General features: G+C 42.3%; 16 protein-coding genes and 1 pseudogene. 11 read left to right on the top strand and 6 right to left on the bottom strand.

Features of this window, described 5'->3' with window-relative positions; translation table 11 throughout:
- Positions 1 to 122 precede the first annotated feature (122 nt).
- The gene (locus HWQ44_RS00865; protein WP_292713660.1) at positions 123 to 842 is read left to right on the top strand and encodes a response regulator transcription factor; all 720 of its coding nucleotides are present in this window, start codon (positions 123 to 125) and stop codon (positions 840 to 842) included.
- A 186-nt stretch (positions 843 to 1,028) separates the two neighbouring features.
- Entirely contained in the window at positions 1,029 to 2,717 is a 1,689-nt protein-coding gene (locus HWQ44_RS00860; RefSeq protein WP_292713658.1) for an NAD(P)H-quinone oxidoreductase subunit 4, read from the top strand.
- Between the two features lie 81 nt (positions 2,718 to 2,798).
- Here HWQ44_RS00860 and HWQ44_RS00855 read toward each other — a convergent pair whose 3' ends face one another.
- Entirely contained in the window at positions 2,799 to 3,068 is a 270-nt protein-coding gene (locus HWQ44_RS00855; RefSeq protein WP_292713656.1) for a hypothetical protein, read from the bottom strand.
- 25 nt (positions 3,069 to 3,093) lie between these two features.
- Here HWQ44_RS00855 and HWQ44_RS00850 point away from each other — a divergent pair, with 25 nt between their 5' ends.
- The 4 genes from HWQ44_RS00850 to HWQ44_RS00835 all read left to right on the top strand — a co-directional run bounded on the left by HWQ44_RS00850 (position 3,094) and on the right by HWQ44_RS00835 (position 5,824).
- Positions 3,094 to 3,255 (top strand): hypothetical protein, encoded by a 162-nt coding sequence (locus tag HWQ44_RS00850; protein WP_292713654.1) that lies wholly within the window; start codon positions 3,094 to 3,096, stop codon positions 3,253 to 3,255.
- A gap of 12 nt (positions 3,256 to 3,267) precedes the next feature.
- Complete coding sequence (gene thrB / locus HWQ44_RS00845) at positions 3,268 to 4,182, top strand: homoserine kinase (RefSeq protein ID WP_292713653.1); 915 nt, start codon at positions 3,268 to 3,270, stop codon at positions 4,180 to 4,182.
- A gap of 38 nt (positions 4,183 to 4,220) precedes the next feature.
- On the top strand, positions 4,221 to 4,730 hold the full coding sequence (locus tag HWQ44_RS00840; RefSeq protein ID WP_292713652.1) for a hypothetical protein: 510 nt from the start codon (positions 4,221 to 4,223) through the stop codon (positions 4,728 to 4,730).
- 155 nt (positions 4,731 to 4,885) lie between these two features.
- Positions 4,886 to 5,824, top strand: coding sequence for a phosphoribulokinase (locus HWQ44_RS00835; RefSeq protein WP_292713651.1), 939 nt, complete (start codon positions 4,886 to 4,888; stop codon positions 5,822 to 5,824).
- Between the two features lie 90 nt (positions 5,825 to 5,914).
- Here the strand turns inward: HWQ44_RS00835 and HWQ44_RS00830 are convergent, their stop codons facing one another.
- On the bottom strand, positions 5,915 to 6,487 hold the full coding sequence (locus tag HWQ44_RS00830) for a hypothetical protein (protein ID WP_292713649.1): 573 nt from the start codon (positions 6,485 to 6,487) through the stop codon (positions 5,915 to 5,917).
- A 187-nt stretch (positions 6,488 to 6,674) separates the two neighbouring features.
- Between HWQ44_RS00830 and radC the strand changes: the two genes are divergently transcribed.
- Positions 6,675 to 7,406, top strand: a complete 732-nt coding sequence (gene radC / locus HWQ44_RS00825) for a DNA repair protein RadC (RefSeq protein WP_292713647.1) — start codon at positions 6,675 to 6,677, stop codon at positions 7,404 to 7,406.
- Positions 7,407 to 7,546: 140 nt separating this feature from the next.
- On the opposite strand, the gene HWQ44_RS00820 is transcribed toward radC, so the two are convergent.
- The 3 genes from HWQ44_RS00820 to HWQ44_RS00810 all read right to left on the bottom strand — a co-directional run bounded on the left by HWQ44_RS00820 (position 7,547) and on the right by HWQ44_RS00810 (position 12,371).
- Positions 7,547 to 8,338 (bottom strand): SDR family oxidoreductase, encoded by a 792-nt coding sequence (locus HWQ44_RS00820; RefSeq protein ID WP_292713645.1) that lies wholly within the window; start codon positions 8,336 to 8,338, stop codon positions 7,547 to 7,549.
- Between the two features lie 183 nt (positions 8,339 to 8,521).
- Positions 8,522 to 9,994 carry an alpha/beta hydrolase gene (locus HWQ44_RS00815; protein WP_292713643.1) on the bottom strand — a complete coding sequence of 491 codons (1,473 nt, stop codon included), beginning with the start codon at positions 9,992 to 9,994 and terminating at the stop codon, positions 8,522 to 8,524.
- A 367-nt stretch (positions 9,995 to 10,361) separates the two neighbouring features.
- Positions 10,362 to 12,371: a hypothetical protein gene (locus tag HWQ44_RS00810; RefSeq protein ID WP_292713641.1), complete on the bottom strand. Its 2,010-nt coding sequence runs from the start codon at positions 12,369 to 12,371 to the stop codon at positions 10,362 to 10,364.
- 694 nt (positions 12,372 to 13,065) lie between these two features.
- Between HWQ44_RS00810 and HWQ44_RS00805 the strand changes: the two genes are divergently transcribed.
- The 4 genes from HWQ44_RS00805 (at position 13,066) to HWQ44_RS00790 (ending at position 17,884) form a co-directional block, all read left to right on the top strand.
- Positions 13,066 to 14,460, top strand: coding sequence for an NADH:flavin oxidoreductase (locus tag HWQ44_RS00805; protein ID WP_292713639.1), 1,395 nt, complete (start codon positions 13,066 to 13,068; stop codon positions 14,458 to 14,460).
- Positions 14,461 to 14,525: 65 nt separating this feature from the next.
- Positions 14,526 to 15,992 (top strand): cytochrome c, encoded by a 1,467-nt coding sequence (locus HWQ44_RS00800; protein WP_292713637.1) that lies wholly within the window; start codon positions 14,526 to 14,528, stop codon positions 15,990 to 15,992.
- Between the two features lie 31 nt (positions 15,993 to 16,023).
- Complete coding sequence (locus tag HWQ44_RS00795; protein ID WP_292713635.1) at positions 16,024 to 17,460, top strand: cytochrome c; 1,437 nt, start codon at positions 16,024 to 16,026, stop codon at positions 17,458 to 17,460.
- Between the two features lie 7 nt (positions 17,461 to 17,467).
- The gene (locus tag HWQ44_RS00790) at positions 17,468 to 17,884 is read left to right on the top strand and encodes a hypothetical protein (protein ID WP_292713633.1); all 417 of its coding nucleotides are present in this window, start codon (positions 17,468 to 17,470) and stop codon (positions 17,882 to 17,884) included.
- Between the two features lie 208 nt (positions 17,885 to 18,092).
- Here HWQ44_RS00790 and HWQ44_RS00785 read toward each other — a convergent pair.
- A pseudogene (locus HWQ44_RS00785) lies at positions 18,093 to 18,413 on the bottom strand (hypothetical protein); the annotation flags it as partial.

The raw sequence follows: 18,413 nt of genomic DNA, 5'->3' as shown, positions 1-18,413 counted from the left end.
TAATGGTAGATGAAGTTCAGGGAATAAAACCAAATGCATTGCTTTTTGTATAAGATCCCGAATAGAAGAACGAGATTATTTTAATCTGTACTTGAGATAAATAACAGTAAAGTTAAGCAACTATGAGTGAAATCAAGATCCTTGTGATTGAAGATCACAACCTGACAAGAATCGGCTTGCGGTCTGCCTTACAAACTCAGCCAGAGTTTAACATTGTTGGTGAAGCAGCCAATGCAGCCGACGGCATCAAACTTCTGAAAACTCTCAAGCCGGATGTTGCTACTATTGACATTGGTTTGCCTGACATGGATGGTATTGAGCTAACACGCACATTTAGGCAATATCAAGCAGAAAACGAAGATTATACAACAAAGCTGCTAATTTTAACGATGCAGAATAGCGAACAAGCAGTTTTAGCAGCATTTGCAGCAGGTGCAGATTCTTATTGCATGAAGGATATCGAAACTGAGAAACTAGTAGAGGCTGTGCAAACGACATACTCAGGCAGCTCATGGATTGATCCTGCGATCGCAGACCTTGTACTACAACAAATACGTCAAGATTTCCCCGATGGCAACAGAGGCGCATCTGGAAAAAGAGTTTTGATTGAAGGTATTGACCCAGATGTTGAGAAAAGTATAGTCAGCTATCCTTTAACTCACAGAGAGATGGATGTTTTAGAGTTAATTGTCGCTGGCTGTGACAATGCAGAAATTGCTAAAAGGCTCTATCTAACAGTCGGTACTGTCAAAACTCATGTTCGAGGTATTCTCAATAAACTCTGTGTTGCTGACCGGACACAAGCTGCTGTCCGTGCGTTGCGGGCTGGATTAGTACCGTGAGCAAATAAATAACCATTATGAACTGCGTACACAAGAATACTTAACAAATAAATAAAAATCTTTCTTACCCAGTCCCCAGTCCCCAGTCCCTAAAAGCGGTTAACTGGGACAAAGATTTATGAAGAAATTGTTACAAAGTTTAGTAGAATGACATAATTGACTAAATAAGTATTTTTCTATACATACATGATAGCGGATCAATTTCCCTGGCTTACCGCAATTGTCTTGCTGCCACTCGTCGCTTCCCTGCTGATCCCTGTGTTGCCTGATAAAGATGGTAAACTCGTGCGGTGGTATGCACTGGGTGTAGGTATTGCAGATTTTGCCTTGATGTGCTATGCCTTTTGGAAGCATTACGATGCCAGTAGTGCTAGTTTTCAAATGGTGGAAAATTATGCCTGGGTTCCTCAGTTAGGTTTTAACTGGGCGGTATCAGTAGATGGGCTTTCAGCGCCACTTGTGCTTTTAGCAGGATTTGTCACCACACTCTCAATATTTTCGGCTTGGCAAGTTGATCATCGACCTCGCCTCTTCTATTTTTTAATGCTGGTGCTGTATTCCGCACAGGTAGGGGTGTTCGTTGCCAAAGACTTGCTGCTATTTTTCATCATGTGGGAAGTAGAGCTGATTCCCGTCTACCTACTAGTCTGCATTTGGGGTGGGCAAAGGCGTCGTTATGCGGCTACGAAATTTTTATTGTATACCGCAGCTGCTTCTATATTTATTTTGGTGGCAGCCCTGGCAATGGGGCTATATGGCGGCGGTAATATGACATTTGACATCACCGCCCTCGCCAGCAAGGAATATCCCCTCGCTCTACAACTGCTACTTTATGCAGGGTTACTAATTGCATTTGGTGTCAAGCTTGCTGTTTTCCCGATGCATACCTGGTTACCTGATGCTCACGGCGAAGCATCCTCGCCTGTGTCGATGATTTTAGCTGGTGTGCTGCTGAAGATGGGCGGATATGGACTGATTCGCCTGAATCTGGAACTACTTCCTGATGCACACATTTACTTTGCGCCGGTTCTAGCCATTCTCGGTGTTGTCAACATTATCTATGGTGCATTGAACTCCTTTGCTCAGACGAATATGAAGCGGCGTTTGGCTTATTCGTCGATTTCTCACATGGGATTTGTATTGCTTGGCATTGCGTCCTTCACTGATTTGGGAATCAACGGCGCGATGTTGCAGATGATTTCGCATGGTTTGATTGCATCAGTGCTGTTCTTTTTAGCAGGCGTCACTTACGATCGCACCCACACAATGGTAATGAAAGATATGGGCGGTATTGGTCAAGCCATGCCCAAAGTCTTTGCCCTGTTTACAATCGGAGCGATGGCATCCCTAGCGCTTCCCGGTATGAGCGGCTTTGTTGGCGAACTCTCGGTATTCGTTGGGATGACAAGCAGTGACGTTTACAGTTCAACTTTCTGCACCGTAACGGTTTTTCTCGCCGCCGTTGGAGTTATTCTCACACCGATTTATCTACTTTCCATGCTGCGAGAAGTATTTTATGGTAAAGACGCAGCACTGCTATGTGACATTAATAACGCAGGCTTGGAAAATCAAGAAGATGACGGAACAGTTTGTTTTGGTACAGACTGCTTAGTGCCAGAAGATGCAGTCTACGAGGATGCTAGACCCCGTGAGGTATTTATCGCCGTCTGTTTTTTGCTGATGATTATTGGTATTGGTTTCTATCCCAAAATGGCGATGCAGATGTACGACGTGAAGACTGTCGCAGTCAATGCTAATCTTCGCCAGTCTTATGCCATAGTCTCGCAAACAAATCCCCAGATTTATGCTAATGGATTCTTGGTTCCGCAAATTTCCGAGGTTGAGGTAGCGCCCGTTTTGGGAACTTTGAAGTAAGCTTTTTGACCAATAGACTTGTCGAAAAAAGCTAAAGCTAGGTATCTTTCTGAGGAAAAACAGAGTATTGATAGCCGACTACTATGGATAGGCTATCAATACCAAATCATTCTCAGGATGCCCAATATGTTTTTCTGGAAAAGCTCCTTTTTTCCAATTTTGCCAAACCTTTACTGCTGCTCGTTGAAAAAATGCCTGCGAGTTCTGCTCTGGGGTTTCTTGAAGTTCCTTAATTTCTCCACTCAATTTATCTATCCATAAAGAGCCGAGACGATCTTCATGTGGGCCAAAGCGGTAAGTGACGCCGGTCTCGTCCTCCTTTTCTTTTAGAATCAATACGTAAAAAGCCATAACAGATTCATGTAGTCTGTAAAAGTTGGATACTTCAGTTTTAACTCATTTGAGTTATGCTCATGTGACTGGGGGACTCCACAAACGACCAGAGCGTTCAGTAGAGGTATGCAAACTACCACAACAGATTATTAGCATCACTAGCAAACAAATCAACCCTTTACATGGGATGCTGGTTGATGATTAGTGAGTTTTACCAATGTCTGTTGTTTCTGCCATCACTGTTACCGTTCCCGCCACAACTGCTAATTTGGGGCCTGGTTTTGATTGCATCGGTGCGGCTTTAAAGCTGTACAACGAGTTCAAGTTCACTCGCCTAGAAGAAGGTGGGCTAACTATTCATGTCACTGGTACAGAAGCCGAACGAGTCCAAACTGATGAGAGCAATCTCCTCTACCAAGCGTTTGTTAAGTTCTATCAACATATAGAGCAGACACCGCCGACTGTGAAAATAGAGATTAAGTTAGGTGTCCCGTTGGCGCGGGGTTTGGGTAGTTCGGCGACAGCAATTGTTGGTGGGTTAGTTGCTGCTAATCAACTTGAGGGTGCTACTCTTTCTCAGTCGCAGGTGATGGAGTTAGCGATCGCAATGGAAGGACATCCTGATAATGTAGTTCCAGCTTTGTTGGGAGGATGTCGTCTTGCTGCTACTAGTGGCGCAGGTTGGGAAATTTGTGATGTTCCCTGGCATAAAGATGTTGTACCAGTTGTGGCTATTCCTGATTTTGAACTTTCTACTTCAAAGGCGCGGGGCGTTCTCCCCACTGAAGTGAGTCGCGCCGATGCGATTTTTAATACGGCACATTTGGGGTTATTGTTGCGCGGCTTGGAAACTGGTAACGGACAATGGTTAAAGACAGCTTTGCAAGATAAATTGCATCAGCCCTATCGCAAAGCTTTGATTTCTGGTTATGATGCTCTCAACATCGCAGCTGTTAGTGCTGGTGCTTATGGTATGGTAATTAGTGGTGCAGGGCCGACACTGTTAGCTTTAGCGGATAAGTTAAACTCAGAGGCTGTGGAGGCGGCGATGTTAGCTGCTTGGCAAGAAGAAGGAATTACAGCCGAGGTGCGATCGCTTTCTCTTGATACCCAAGGCGCAAAAAGCTTTTAAAAAATCAGATAACTATTTTAGCACTTAAAACTTGATTTATGGAGCAAATTCAGGCTGAAATGGCGGCGCTTAACTCTCAAATTCAGATTCTCCTAGAAGAACGCGCCGCACTCACTATTAATAATGTCATCTCTAGTGAGAATGATTCACCCCAGGCAATGGTTGAAGCGTACCGTCGTCAAGCTAGAGAAAATGCCCAATTATCAGTTGAACTCCAGGGCATAGATGCAGCGATCGCCGCCTTGGAAGGTAAGATAAAACAAAAACAAGGTAAGTTAGTGCGATCGCAAGGTGAATCAAAACAACTTATCCAACAGCAGCAGCTAGAAGAAGCGAAAGAAGTTGCCCAGGTTCATGCTCAACGTATTAATCAGCTGGCGGGAGAACTGGCGGCAGAAGTCCGTTTTCTTAAGGCATGTGCCAATCAACTGAGTCCAATGTATTGGCAGATTTATTACAAGCCCTTTATCACTGGCTTCAAAACAATCTCCGTTCCCTATGTCCGCTCAGACGGGGAAGTGTGGACAATTGTCAACCGGATTGTTTAATGCTTTAGCCCCAAAGTATCATAGCGCTTTTCGTTCTATATGTAGAGATATTGCATACCAAGCCTTTGCTTGAGTTACTTGCCTAAATCCTTCTAGAATAAAAACTATTGTCGGGAAGTTTTATTAATAAACTTGCTTTTATTCTGGGAGGTATAATGAGCCGTCCAATAATTCTTGGTATTGTCGGCGATAGCGCAGCTGGGAAAACAACATTAACACGAGGAATCGCTCAGGTACTCGGCCCAGAAAATGTCACGCTCATTTGTACAGATGATTATCACCGTTACGATCGCCAACAACGTGCAGATATTGGGATCACCGCTCTCCACCCGGACTGCAATCACTTAGATATTATGCAGCAACACCTGTCGCTGCTACGCACGGGACAACCAATTCTCAAGCCAGTTTACAGCCATAAAACCGGCACATTTGAGCCACCCCAGTATATCAAGCCCAATAAATTCGTGATTATTGAGGGATTACTCGGTTATTCTACTCGTGCTGCCCGTGATTCTTACGACGTGAAAGTTTACCTGGCACCTCCTGAAGAACTACGCACTAAGTGGAAAGTAAAACGAGATACGCAAAAGCGCGGCTACACTGCTGAACAGGTAATAGCGGAACTAGAAAAGCGCGAACCAGATTCATCACAATTTATTCGTCCGCAACGGCAATGGTCTGATATAGTTATTAGTTTCTATCCACCCACTGAAGAAGATGATGAAACCAATGGACATCTGAATGTCCGTCTGGTATTACGCCCGACAATTCCCCATCCAGATTTTACCCAGATTGTGAACTCTGGCTATGGTAATTCTGACTCAGCGATCCGTCTAGGGTTAGACAGGGATATGAGTAAGCCTGTAGATGTCTTAGAAGTTGATGGTCATGCAACCTTAGACCAGGTGAATAAGCTAGAGCATATTATTTGTTCTGATATGCCCCATTTACGAAGTATTTGCGATCGCGAAAGTAATCCAGAACTGGGTAAAATTGCTGGTACAACTGGAGAAACACTCCAAAGTTATCCTCTGGCCCTAACTCAGTTGATTATTACCTACCACATGCTCAAAGCAACCCAAATTTATCAGTAGACATTTGATGAAATTAAATATGCGTTATTCAAAACTCTTGTATAGGCGTAGCAGTGCTACATCTTTATGATCATTTATGTCTAATCCATATCAGGATTGTAACTTGACAGGGGCTTGCAGTAATTCAATATCTTTAATCTGAAGAATGCCACTACTCTCAAATTGCACACTGATTTGAATTTTGGCAGCATCTGCTTCTTTTTTAAAATGGGCCCGTGCTTCATAAGGCTGAAAATCTTCTGTTAGTGAAACTCCTGTAGACCATAAAGTTGTCGTCATTGCGCCCCATTGTCCTGGTCTACGTAAACCTAAACTCACTTTAATTGGTTTTTCTGTGTCTAGCGCTTTCGCGTTAAATTGACAAGCAAAAACACACTCTTGGACATCGAGTTCTGCAATTTCAAACAAGATGACATTTCGCAAAGGATCTGTACTAGTCAACAACACCTGAGTATTGTCGTCATAGGCTTCAATTCGCCAACTTTCTCCGACAATTGCAATGCCTCCCCTTGTTACTGTGGAATCGGCAGGTGTGAATCGACGAATCAGCACAAATGGCTCTGCGGGTTCGGGAACGCCGAAGCGTTTTTGCAGATCGTTACTGACTTCTTGAAGTTTAGAGTCAATAAAACCTTTGAGATTGTTGAATAGATCATCGAACATAGTGTATACCGCCGTAGGCATCGCCCTAAATCATCTTATTTTTAATGTTCCCTTTGAAAGTTGCAAATAAGATTACCCATACAAACTTACCAAGGTTAAAGATTTTCTCAAATAAAGATAATTTTGAAAGCAAACAAGGGATAAATAAAGATAGTTACATCTTTAGTGACTATTTTCTTAGTTTAATATGACCTATTGCCTCAGAATTGCCGACCTACCTACAAATGAGCGTCCGCGTGAACGATTAATGACGCATGGTGCCAAAATTTTAGCCACAGCGGAGTTAATTGCAATTCTTCTAGGCACTGGTCAAGGGCCGGGAAAACTATCTGCTGTGGGTTTGGGACAATATATCTTGAGCGAATTAGGCAAACATCAACGCGATCCTTTGGTAGTTTTGCGAGAAGTTAGCCCTGCTGAGTTGATGCAAATTTCTGGTGTTGGCCCAGCGAAGGCGACAAGTATTTTAGCAGCAATTGAATTGGGTAAACGCGCTTTTCAATCTCGTCCCAACGATCGCACATTAATTGATAGCCCACTTGCTGCTGCTGCTACCCTCAGTCAAGATTTGATGTGGCAAATACAAGAACGTTTTGCAGTGGTGCTATTAGATGTCAAGAATCGCTTATTGGGTACGCAAATAATTACCATTGGCACAGCAACCGAAACCTTAGCTTCTCCCCGTGATATTTTTCGAGAAGTTATCCGTCAAGGCGCAACGCGGGTAATAGTTGCCCACAACCATCCTTCTGGGAACCTTGAACCCAGCCAGGAAGATATAGAATTGACGCGTCAGTTATTAGCAGGGGCGCAGCTTTTGGGTATTCCGGTACTAGATCATCTGATTTTGGGCAATGGTAATCATCAAAGTTTACGGGAACTGACAACCTTGTGGGATGAACATCCGCAAGGGGATTAAAATAATTCGTAATTCGTAATTCGTAATTCGTAATTCGTAATTAAAGACTTGTGAGAATCGCAACCCGCAGATCCCCGACTTCTTTAAGAAGTCGGGGATCTTGTTTCTGAGCGTTTGATTTAGGATTGCTATATTACAACTTATTTGCTTTCCTGCATATTTCTGACTAGTTTAGTCACTAGCTTTCTGGGAGTAAATCTTACAGATTCGGCAAGGAGCTTATTTTTAACTCCAGGAACGACAACAGTTTTGTTTTCTAATAGACCACGATAGCCGATTTGGGCTACTGTTTCCGCAGTCATAATTTTTTGACCGCTCACTAACTTTGAGTTTTCCATCGCAGCTCTTTGTTGAAAACCAGATTCTGTAGGCCCTGGACAAAGCGCTGTTACAGAGACACCTGTACCTTCTAACTCATTAGCGATCGCTTCTGTGAACGATAAGACATAAGCTTTACTAGCGTAGTATACTGCCATCAGCGGCCCTGGTTGGAAAGCAGCAGTCGAAGCCACGTTTAATATTTTTCCAGACCCCCGCTTAACCATACCCTTAAGGAATAACTTGGTTAAATGTGTGAGACATACAACATTAACCTGTAGCAATTGCAGTTCAGCGTTCAGGTCAATTTCGTGAAATAATCCGTAGGTAGCAAATCCAGCATTGTTCACCAGCACATCAACTTTGATAGATGCTTGTTCTAGCTCAGTAAAAATTTCTTCTGAGGCTGATGGGTTAGATAAATCCTTGGAAATAACTTTGACATTAATGCCAAATTTATTTTTCAATTCTTCAGCAATTTTATTCAGCTTGTCCACGCTTCTAGCTACCAACACAAGATTGTAACCATCCTGAGCAAATAACTTCGCAAATTCATAACCGATGCCGCCAGACGCACCAGTAATAAGAGCCGTTTGTTTGCGATTACTCTGCATAATTTTTCCTTTCTTAATAGACTGAAAACAAATGAATCATTAGTTATTAGTCATTAGTAACCTAACGCTCTTTAACTTGATTATTCTCTCGTCAGAATAATTAAAAAGTGCTAATTACCATAACTAATCACTGACTACACAACAACAAGCATTCCTTACTTCCAGACTACTTAACAATCACATTTATTGCCATCGTGAAATTTCCAAGCGAACTGCCGCATTTCTCCCTAAGACTTTTTGCCCACGTTCAGGTAGTGGAACATATGCAATATATGCATTTAAACTGGATTCTTGATTGGGATTTAACTTCGTTACTGGCTCTTTTTCATCGGAATTCCAACTGTAATTTGCTTCGTATGTGCTATTTAATTCAACAACATCAGTAATGAGATAGTCAGACCACAGGGGTACTTGGTCGAGATGACTGTCACGCAACCAATTAGTCTCTTTTTTTGTAAAGGAATGTAGTGCTAAACGCAGGGCATATCTACAGACATTATTATCACTGGCTGAGTTTCTTGGGATTAAAAAGGCTGTAAACAAGGGAATGGGTTTATCTATTCTGGTTAACTCTTGGGTGATTGGACAATAATGAGCGATCGCCTGTTCATATATGGGAATAGGAAGACCACGCAAAGCAACCCTAGTTTCCAGTTGATAAAAATTATTATCCCGATCTTGTAACTCAACATTGCTCAAAGAGAGTTTCACCTGGATATCACCAAACAAAAAGCGTTGCAGGTTTTGATAACCTTCTTCCGAGTTCAATATGCCATAACGTCCACCATGAGAGCGGTGAACATAGGCACGGTGAGAACCCGTGATGTAAGCTCTATCAATCTGAACTAAACCATCACTTTTCACCCCAACAGTCTTGCGTGCAAAACCGAAAGCCTCTTCATAATCATGTGCATTAGTGCCGATCAGAGAAAAAACGCGGTTTGGCGAAAATGCATTCTCTATGCTTTGTAGTTTTTCTAGCTCAAAGTTATCGGGTAACTCATTCTCTACCTCGGCACGAGGTGTTAAATACTGGTACATCCGCTGGGGGCCAAAGTCATCGGAATTATTCAATTGGAACTTGTCCCTCAGGTTTTCGATTAAGCCACTCCCGACCTCAAAATAAATGCCACCATGAGGTGTAGCGTAGGTAAAGAATTTGTCAATGTGATCGACAGCTTGCTCGCCTTCATCTGGATAAATCTTTTGAATCAAGCTGCGACAAACAAGACCCCCCATTGAGTGGGCGACAAGATAAACTTTTTCAGCACCTGTCGTTTCCTTGACATTCTTGATCAGGTCTCTTAAACCCTTAGCTATCTCCTCCATTTCTTGTCGAACTACACTTGAAGATCCAAAACTAGGTGTAGTCACATCATAAAATCGGTAGATCCAAATAGTTTTATGAAGTTGCCCAAACAATCTTTTAATCTGGTTGCTCACATTCTGATTATCAACAATCGGTTGATAACCATGATCGGTCATTAGCCGCAGCAATGGACTCTCGAAAAAAAACTTCTGAGGATTTTCGTTCTCATCCACTCGAATATGGGTTGAACCACTATTAAATCCATAGAATGGATCATTGACCGTTTGCTCAACGTCTTTTTCTGTACCTGCATATCCACGAACGAAGATGATTGGTAAATACTGCATATATATCCTCGCTATTTAAGAAATATTTTTCTCATTCTCAGATTTGATCCAATCCATTTGGGTTAATAAAAATTGTAGGTTTGGTTAAGCAAAGTGCAACCCAACAAAGCCCCACAAATGTTGGGATTCTTTCCTCAATCTAACCTACACAGTTTAATAATTTTGGCGCTAACTGAACAGATTAAAATTTAATCTGGGAACGAGTGCAGAGCATCCAGACAAGTTGTCTGAGAAGCAAATAAATACGCTTGGGTTAAGGCTTAATCCTCCCTAACTCCCTTAAAAAGGAGGGAATAAAGCCTCTTTTTAAGGGAGGTTGGGAGGATCTTGCGGGGTAAAATTATCATGGAACCCAAGCATATTGATTTTAGAACGTTTTCACAAACTCAATTAGGGCTTTCTTATCTTCATCTGGCAGATTTGAGCCAAAATAATGACCTTCATCTTCAACAAAGTCAGGAGATTTGTTGGCTCTTAAAAGCACGCGTGCCAACTTACTCTTAATTCCACCTCCTGGTTTCAAGTCTTGGAAAAGGTTGCTGAGATTGAGAGATGTAATCGCCTCTCTAATATTAATGCTTGCCAGCAAATTCACAGGCATACCTTTAGGAATAGGAATCCTAAATCTCGGATTCGGATCTCCTGGGGGAAGCTCTAATTTAGTATCTCGAGATGTCCTGCTGATAATTCCCTCACGCTTTTCAGGCCACAGTAACTTTTCCATAGCATCCGTATAGGCTTCTATACGTCCTTTCACTGAAGGATCTTCGTTGTAAAGTCCTAGTGTGTTGTTGTGAAGCAGTGGTGCTGTTGCCCAAATACTCACTAGCGAAGGTGTGCGGTAATATCCCAAACCGCCATCCGGTATCTTAAATTCGATCGGTTTTTTCTCATCAAAGGGGTTGTACAGCGTCAAAATACCTGGTGACGGCAATTCTTTGTAAGTCTTCGACGAGAACTGATCCCAAATATGCCCCTTAGTAGCATTTGTCCCCAGCGATCGCGCCGCATTAGTACCAATTAGTGTAACTGGATAACGCTGGTCATCAGACAAGAAGTTATGGTCAAGAAAATTACTACTGAGTACAGACTCTTCATACCATTTCTGAGCCTGTTCGGGGTCAGCAGCAATCTCAACAGATGGCTTTTTGCTGGAATGGCAACTAGCACAAGTGTTGGCAAAAACCAGCTTGCCACGTTTGAGAACTTCTTCATCTTTAGTCAAGAACTCTTCACCACCTGGTGCATCTTTTAGGTGCATCGGCTGGATGGTTTTCAGAAATGCTTCTGCATCAGCCATGCGTGCTTCTGTCTGTCTCCAGCCTTCGCACTCCTTCCGCGCCTTTTCGATCACAAAAGGTTTTTGGGGAGTTCTGCCTAATAAAGGCTCATGGAGAGTTGTCCAGTAATCGCCGCACATCCCAATGTTGACGTAGACGCGTAGTGAGGCAATTGCTACTCCTGTAGAGTCCGCGCCATCCTTGAGAATATGATTAACATCCTTGGTTGAACCATCGTTCATCACCTCTGGATATTTGGGGCGATCGCTTAAATTAAAAATCGCATTAATCGCATTCGGATTGTTGATATCATCGGTGGCAATCCGAGAAGTATCAGAAGTCCCCGGTTTCTGAGAGTCTAGTACTTGCTTAATAAAACTATTGTCCGCAACGCTAGCTGCAAAGAATTTGTTTTCCTTGATGTACTGATTACCCAATGCTGGTACGAGGTTTTCCCATCTTGGGTGTTCCTTGTCTTTGGGTGGGTTGAGGGGATCTAACGCTACGTGACAGATGGCACAGGATTGCCCGATCAAGTAGGGAGGCTCGACTTGTGAGGTTTTGAAATACTCGTCAGGGTTCCATTTTGCCGAGTCAAAATTGGGGTTTGGGAACTTACGCAACCCAATAACACCAGTTGAGAGCGGGTCTTTACATTTATCTAGCTGTAATCCGTATTCATCTTTTACTGTCGATTTTTCACATCCAGGATCGTTAATTGCGCCATAGAGTTTGAATCGCTCGTCATGCTTATCCGAGTTAATCAGCTTTAGCAGATCAGCACCACCATGCGTTCGCTTCGCTAAATCACGATAGTACTTAGCATTACCGCCAGTCCATAAGTACCAGGTGCAACGACCCCGTTTCTCAGCATCTGTCAAATTCTCCTTTGTATACTCAGGGAGATAACCGATACCTTCACAGCTATCAGGGTATTGGCTTACACCCGTACCCGAATCCTCATTACTTATAGATGCAGGTGTTTCACTATACTCATCGGCTAGAGCTGTAGGCGTTCCATAAAAGCCGCAGACTATAAACATAGTCACGAACAGGAGGAGCAGACAGCCCTTCAAAATTAGACTTGTCTTTTTCATAAAACTCTCTGGTTGTAACACCTAAACCTTCTCCACTGCACCTCACGTTTGCAGGGGTACACTAATACTTCATCACTGATTTCCCATTTTCCAGATTTAATCTTGGGATGTTTTTGATGATTTAAAATGTACCTTACTGAGGTTCGTTATATATGAACTTACTACACAAGTTTGCAAATCGTCATTAATAAACTTTTATACATTTTTAAACCAGAAAATTAAAAAATTGTAAATTTACAATGGTGTTCAATAACCAATTTGCTATGGTTATATCCGTTACCTACGTACTTTGTTATGTTTGTAACAAATTGTTAGAAAATGCTTTTAAGGTTGCCTTAACCTTCTAAGAGAAATATAAAGACGAAAATTTTCGCTTTTTTTAAGAATTGGTCTGTGAATGATGTAAGTTTACAAGCTACAAATGTCTCTATTAAGGGTAAAAACAAATAGGGGTAAGCATCCATGCTGAAACTTGCTAAACAAATCTAAGTAACAAAAACTTAATACTTAGCGTTGGCGCAGCCCGCCACAGACATCGCATCCGAAAACCTCCACTGTGGATTTGTAGATATAAAACAATTGTCCTCCCAGAGACACTAAAAATAATAGTTCTCTGGCGAGGCTATTAATGCTGCGAATAAATTCTGAAGCCTAATCTTACATTGCCGAAACAATACCAAAGATAGAGGAACAAATGGAAAACGATATTATCTTTGAACCATTGAAATTCCGTAATCTCACAGTAAAAAATCGAATATTTCGCTCTAGTATTTCCGGCAGGTGGGATAACTATGATGGTTCAGGTACTCAAGCCCGGATTAACTGGGAAGAAAAGTTTGCTCGCGGTGGTGTAGGGGCTATTATTACTTCCTTTGTCCCAGTCGCCATTCGGGGACGAATTATGCCCAATTACGCCACCATTGACTGTGACGAGCGTATTCCTTTTTGGCGAAAAGTAGGAGAAAAAGTTCACGAATATGACTGTAAATTTATCTTGCAATTAAGCCATTCTGGACGACAGCAGGATATTGGTGGTGTAGAAAACTTAGGAAAAAAAGCGTTAAGTTCCACCAGTAAAACTGAACCATTCCACGGCTTTTTGTGTCAAGCAATGACACTAGGAGAAATTAAAGAAACAATCCAATACTTTGCCGATGGTGCTAGACGGGCTCGTGAAGCAGGTTTAGATGGAGTAGAATTGCACAGTGCCAATGGATATCTTTTTAACCAATTTCTCAGTTCTGGAATTAACGACCGTCAAGATGAATACGGTGGTTCATTAGAGAATAGAGCGCGGTTTTTGCTAGATGTAATTCGAGCAATCCGCAAAGAAGTAGGCAACGATTTTCACCTGCAATTCAAAATTAGTGCTGTTGATTATAATAACGCCGTCACCTTTTGGGAAAAACCAGGTAATACCATAGAAGATTCCATCCAAGTTTGTAAATGGGCAGAAGAAGCTGGGGCTGATGCCGTCCATGTATCAACTGGTAGCTTATTTCCTCACCCACTTAATCCCATTGGTGATTTTAATTTTGATGTCATTACTAAAACTTATGATGCTATGTTGTCGAGTGGCGTAGAAACTACACGCAACTACATTTTATTCCGCAAGTCATTTTTGCATCCCGTTTTCAATCTTTTATGGAACCGCGTGAAAAAGCAATTGCCTCCTCAGGCATTTAGTGGTGATGATGTAAAAGACCCCAAAATCAAGCAGTTACTAGTAGAGAACCAAGGCAGAAACTTGCTGGATGCTAGAGAAATTAAAAAACACCTTAATATTCCCGTATTATGTACAGGTGGTTTACAGCAGGCTTCTTATATTCGGCAGGCAATTAATGATAAGTATTGCGATGGCGTCACAATGGCTCGGACTCTAATTGCTAACAATGACCTAGCTAAATCTTTTCAAGCAGGTAAAGACCTGGCAGATAAACCCTGTACATATTGCAATAAATGTCTGCTGAATGTAATTGAAAATCCCTTGGGTTGTTACGAGCAGGATCGCTTCAATAGCTATGAAGAGATGATGGCAGAAGTAATGTCAGTCTTCCATCAAACTCAGTTTGCAAATTCATCTAAATAAAAAGCGATGGGTATCACATTGACAATTTTCCTGACAAATAATCTCGATAATATAGGGAGTGTTTCATGACTGAACAAACAAACCCTATCCTACTCCCGACCTCAATCAAAAGAGTCTTCCAACGGATTTTAGTTGTGATTGTGGGTGTTGTCGCAGTCGCAGTATTTTTCCTTTGGCCTGTTTTGTCTAACTCCCCAGTGGATTATGCTGACATTGAAAACCACTTTAAATATGGTTCAATTGGCAGCGAACCTATCAATGGCATTCCTTACTGGATTTGGAAAGTTTTACCAGAATTATTTCCAGATAAATTACCTGGAAAAGGTTATACTTCTCTGGGATTTATCAAAGAATCTGATAAAGGTTTGCCTATAGGTTTTTCACAACGGAGAGTTTTTATTAATCGAGTTGGGTTGAATTGTGCAGTATGTCATACAGGAACGCTGCGAGATAACCCTAATAGCGAACATCAAGTCATTACTACGATGCCTGCTAATGTGCTTAATTTGCAGGGATATATCAAATTTTTATCAGCAGTTGGTGTGGATGAGCGCTTTACTGCTAACCGGATGTTACCAGAAATTGAAAAAATCAGTGGTGGTCTTAATCCCATTGAAAAATTACTTTATCGCTTCATTGCAATTCCCCAAACTAGAGATGCACTAATTAATCAGGCATATCGACTTAAGTTCGTGGAAGAACAACCAGATTGGGGGCCAGGAAGAGTAGACACTTTTAATCCTTATAAAGCAATTCAGTTCCATTTCCCAATGGAAAAATTGCGCCAGGATGAACTGATTGGTACTTCTGATTTCCCCTCAGTTTGGAATCAAAAACCCCGCGAGGGATTGCAGTTACATTGGGATGGTAATAACACCTCTGTTGATGAACGCAATAAGAGTGCAGCTTTAGGGACTGGAGTCACACCCACCACGATTGATTTGCCTCGAATTGCTCGAATTGCTGATTGGCTTTGGGAACTACCACCACCAAAATATCCCTACGAAGTTAATGAAACTTTAGCGGACAAAGGAAAACCACTTTTTGCAAGTAATTGCGCTAGCTGTCACGCTTTTGGTGGCGCTTATACAGGCAAAGTTGTACCGATTCAAGAAATTGGTACAGACCCCCATCGCCTAGATTCATTTACTTACGAAACCATCTCTAACCAAAATACCCTGTATGCAGGTTATCCGTGGCGCTTTAAAAATTTCCGCAAGACTAATGGCTATGCAAATATGCCCCTTGATGGTGTTTGGTTACGCGGCCCTTATTTGCATAATGGCTCAGTCCCCACCCTACGGGATTTACTAGAAAAACCAGAGAACAGACCAAAAGAATTCTATCGGGGCTATGACGTTATCGATAGAGAAAGAGTTGGCTTTGTCTCTGATGTAGCTGAAGAAAATGGTAAACAGTACTTCAAGTTAGATACAAAACTTGATGGTAACAGCAACAGCGGTCACTTGTACGGTGTTGATCTTTCTCCAGAAGAGAAAGATGCAATTGTTGAGTACATGAAGAAACTTTGAAGGATACTTTAGCAAGGATAAACCTAAGTTTATGGCAATACTTAAGTCAAAATTAGGGAAAATAATCACCTCAATTGCTGTAGTTATTGTCCTGATTTTTGGGGTTGTAGGTTACGCGGCATGGTATAACCTTTTCCGCGAAGTTCCTAGCGAAGTTTATGAGTTACCGGAGGATCATTTTAAATATGGTTCTATTGGTACAGAACAGGCGCAAGGTGTACCGTATTGGATTTGGTTAGTATTGCCGCGCATATTTCCCGATCAGCTACCAGGCCCAGGCGGTTATACTTCTTTGGGAATTACATGGGAAGAAGGTAAAGAGCTACCAGTCGGTTTTTCTAAAAAAACAATTGGGTTTCCGAGAGTTGGGATAACTTGTGCTGTTTGTCATCATTCTACTTATCGAGAAAATCTCAAAGATAAGCCAACAATCATTGCAGCTGGGCCTGCCAATAAATTTGATTCTCAAGGCTATGTCCGCTTTCTCGGTAACGCTGCTAGCGACCCCAGATTTGAACCTGACTATATCCTTGACGAAATCAAATATAGCCATGAGTTTCCCTGGTGGGAAAACCTGCTTTATCGCTTTGTAATTATTCCGCAAACAAAGAAAGGACTGCTGCAACAAAAAGCAGACTTTGCTTGGACTGATTCTCGTCCCAATTGGGGTCCAGGTAGAATTGACCCGTTTAATCCTGTGAAGTTCACTACCTTAAAGTTGCCTAAAGATGACACCATTGGTAACTCAGATATGATGCCTCTGTGGAATGAAAAGCAACACCAAAACTTTGCCTTGCATTGGGATGGTTTAGAAACTTCGCTGCGAGAAACAGTACAGACTGGGGCTATTGGTGACGGTGCAACTAAAGAGTCTCTACCAGTAGAGGATCTGCAACGGGTAGAAGATTATATTTCGGAACTACCACCTCCCAAATATCCGTTTGCAGTTGATGAGCAACTAGCTACACAAGGAAAAGCAATTTTTAGCAGTACTTGTGCATCTTGTCATGCATTTGGCGGCGAAAGGACTGGTAAGGTGATTCCTGTTGAAGAGGTGGGAACTGACCGCCACCGTCTAGATATGTGGACGCAGCAAGCAGCAGATACTTACAACAAATTTGCTGATGGTTATTCTTGGGACTTTAACGAGTTGCGAAAGACTAATGGTTATGTATCTGTCTCCCTTGATGGTCTTTGGTTAAGAGCGCCTTATCTCCATAACGGTTCAGTGCCATCCTTACAAGATTTGTTAGAAAAACCAGAGAATCGTCCCCCATCTTTTTACCGAGGATTTGATGTCTACGACCAGACAAAAGTTGGCTTTATTTCCCAAGGAGAAGAAGCGCAACGTGTAGGTTTTAAATACGACATTAGTGTTCCCGGCAATAGTAACCAAGGACATATCTATGGCACTGATTTACCCATCAAAGATAAACAAGCATTAGTCGAATATCTCAAAACTTTATAACCAAGTTATGAACAAATATGCTGTTTGGTTTCGTGCGATCGTCTGGTTAGGCGTTATCCAAAACTGCGTGATGGGTATACCCGCTATCTTTGCACCCATCTGGTTGCTGGAATTACTCCACCAGCGCCCTACCCAAGACCCGGTATGGACTTCGTTTGCTGGCTTGCTAGTGGTTCTGCTGTCACTGTTCTACATTCCTGGAGCGAACGACCCGTACCGCTACACATCTAATGCTGTACTGGCAATCTTTGCCCGATCGCAGGGAGTCATCTTCTTTTTCTTTATTTACCCCAACGTGTATCCCGCCTTCGGGATTATCGACTTGGTGTTTTTCTTGTTCCAAGTACCACTGTTGATACTGACTATGCTCAACAAACCTCAAGCTTCTACGCCGGACAACGATTTTTCGAGTATGACGAGTTAACTACAAACAATTAAACCCTACGGTGAACCACTGCCTTACCAACAAGGTGTGGGACTGACAACCTTTGTACAGTTGTTTAATGACGCAGTGCGGAATTTGTTCGACAGGCGAGATATCCACCTCTGTTACGACAAGCTAATCCACGCTAGTGGTGTTTGCTACACAGATATTTGGAAAATCACTGAGGATTCACCTTATACGGGCTATTTTACCAAGGGTTCAGAAGGTTTAGTATTCGCTCGTCTTTCCGTTGCTGGCGCTGGAATGAAAAACTCCACGCCACTTGCGGGATGGAGTTTTTGGGCATGGGAAAGAAGTTACCAATGCCCAATGCCCCAAGCGACGGGGCGACTATCCCTCTACAGACACCTGGGGATGGATTTACCGTCGCTTTCAATAAATTGAGCTTAGAGACTGGTTTTCGGAGCGCTTTGACTACTCCTAAATCTTGATTTTCTTTGGCAGCAAAGTACTTACAGCACTTCCCGGTGTTACGAGGTACAATAACAGCAATTAGCAAACCAGTTTT

The sequence above is a fragment of the Nostoc sp. JL34 genome (genome assembly GCF_017114945.1).
GTDB lineage: Bacteria > Cyanobacteriota > Cyanobacteriia > Cyanobacteriales > Nostocaceae > Nostoc.
This window is presented reverse-complemented; position numbering and strand designations above follow the sequence as displayed.

Bases quoted from the DNA above. Each gene is read 5' to 3' on its own strand.
- HWQ44_RS00820 (WP_292713645.1), bottom strand. From the start codon at position 8,338: ATGCAGAGTAATCGCAAACAAACGGCTCTTATTACTGGTGCGTCTGGC.
- HWQ44_RS00815 (WP_292713643.1), bottom strand. From the start codon at position 9,994: ATGCAGTATTTACCAATCATCTTCGTTCGTGGATATGCAGGTACAGAA.
- radC (WP_292713647.1), top strand. From the start codon at position 6,675: ATGACCTATTGCCTCAGAATTGCCGACCTACCTACAAATGAGCGTCCG.
- HWQ44_RS00790 (WP_292713633.1), top strand. From the start codon at position 17,468: ATGAACAAATATGCTGTTTGGTTTCGTGCGATCGTCTGGTTAGGCGTT.
- HWQ44_RS00860 (WP_292713658.1), top strand. From the start codon at position 1,029: ATGATAGCGGATCAATTTCCCTGGCTTACCGCAATTGTCTTGCTGCCA.
- HWQ44_RS00840 (WP_292713652.1), top strand. From the start codon at position 4,221: ATGGAGCAAATTCAGGCTGAAATGGCGGCGCTTAACTCTCAAATTCAG.
- HWQ44_RS00795 (WP_292713635.1), top strand. From the start codon at position 16,024: ATGGCAATACTTAAGTCAAAATTAGGGAAAATAATCACCTCAATTGCT.
- HWQ44_RS00830 (WP_292713649.1), bottom strand. From the start codon at position 6,487: ATGTTCGATGATCTATTCAACAATCTCAAAGGTTTTATTGACTCTAAA.
- HWQ44_RS00855 (WP_292713656.1), bottom strand. From the start codon at position 3,068: ATGGCTTTTTACGTATTGATTCTAAAAGAAAAGGAGGACGAGACCGGC.
- HWQ44_RS00865 (WP_292713660.1), top strand. From the start codon at position 123: ATGAGTGAAATCAAGATCCTTGTGATTGAAGATCACAACCTGACAAGA.
- HWQ44_RS00835 (WP_292713651.1), top strand. From the start codon at position 4,886: ATGAGCCGTCCAATAATTCTTGGTATTGTCGGCGATAGCGCAGCTGGG.
- HWQ44_RS00805 (WP_292713639.1), top strand. From the start codon at position 13,066: ATGGAAAACGATATTATCTTTGAACCATTGAAATTCCGTAATCTCACA.
- thrB (WP_292713653.1), top strand. From the start codon at position 3,268: ATGTCTGTTGTTTCTGCCATCACTGTTACCGTTCCCGCCACAACTGCT.
- HWQ44_RS00800 (WP_292713637.1), top strand. From the start codon at position 14,526: ATGACTGAACAAACAAACCCTATCCTACTCCCGACCTCAATCAAAAGA.
- HWQ44_RS00810 (WP_292713641.1), bottom strand. From the start codon at position 12,371: ATGAAAAAGACAAGTCTAATTTTGAAGGGCTGTCTGCTCCTCCTGTTC.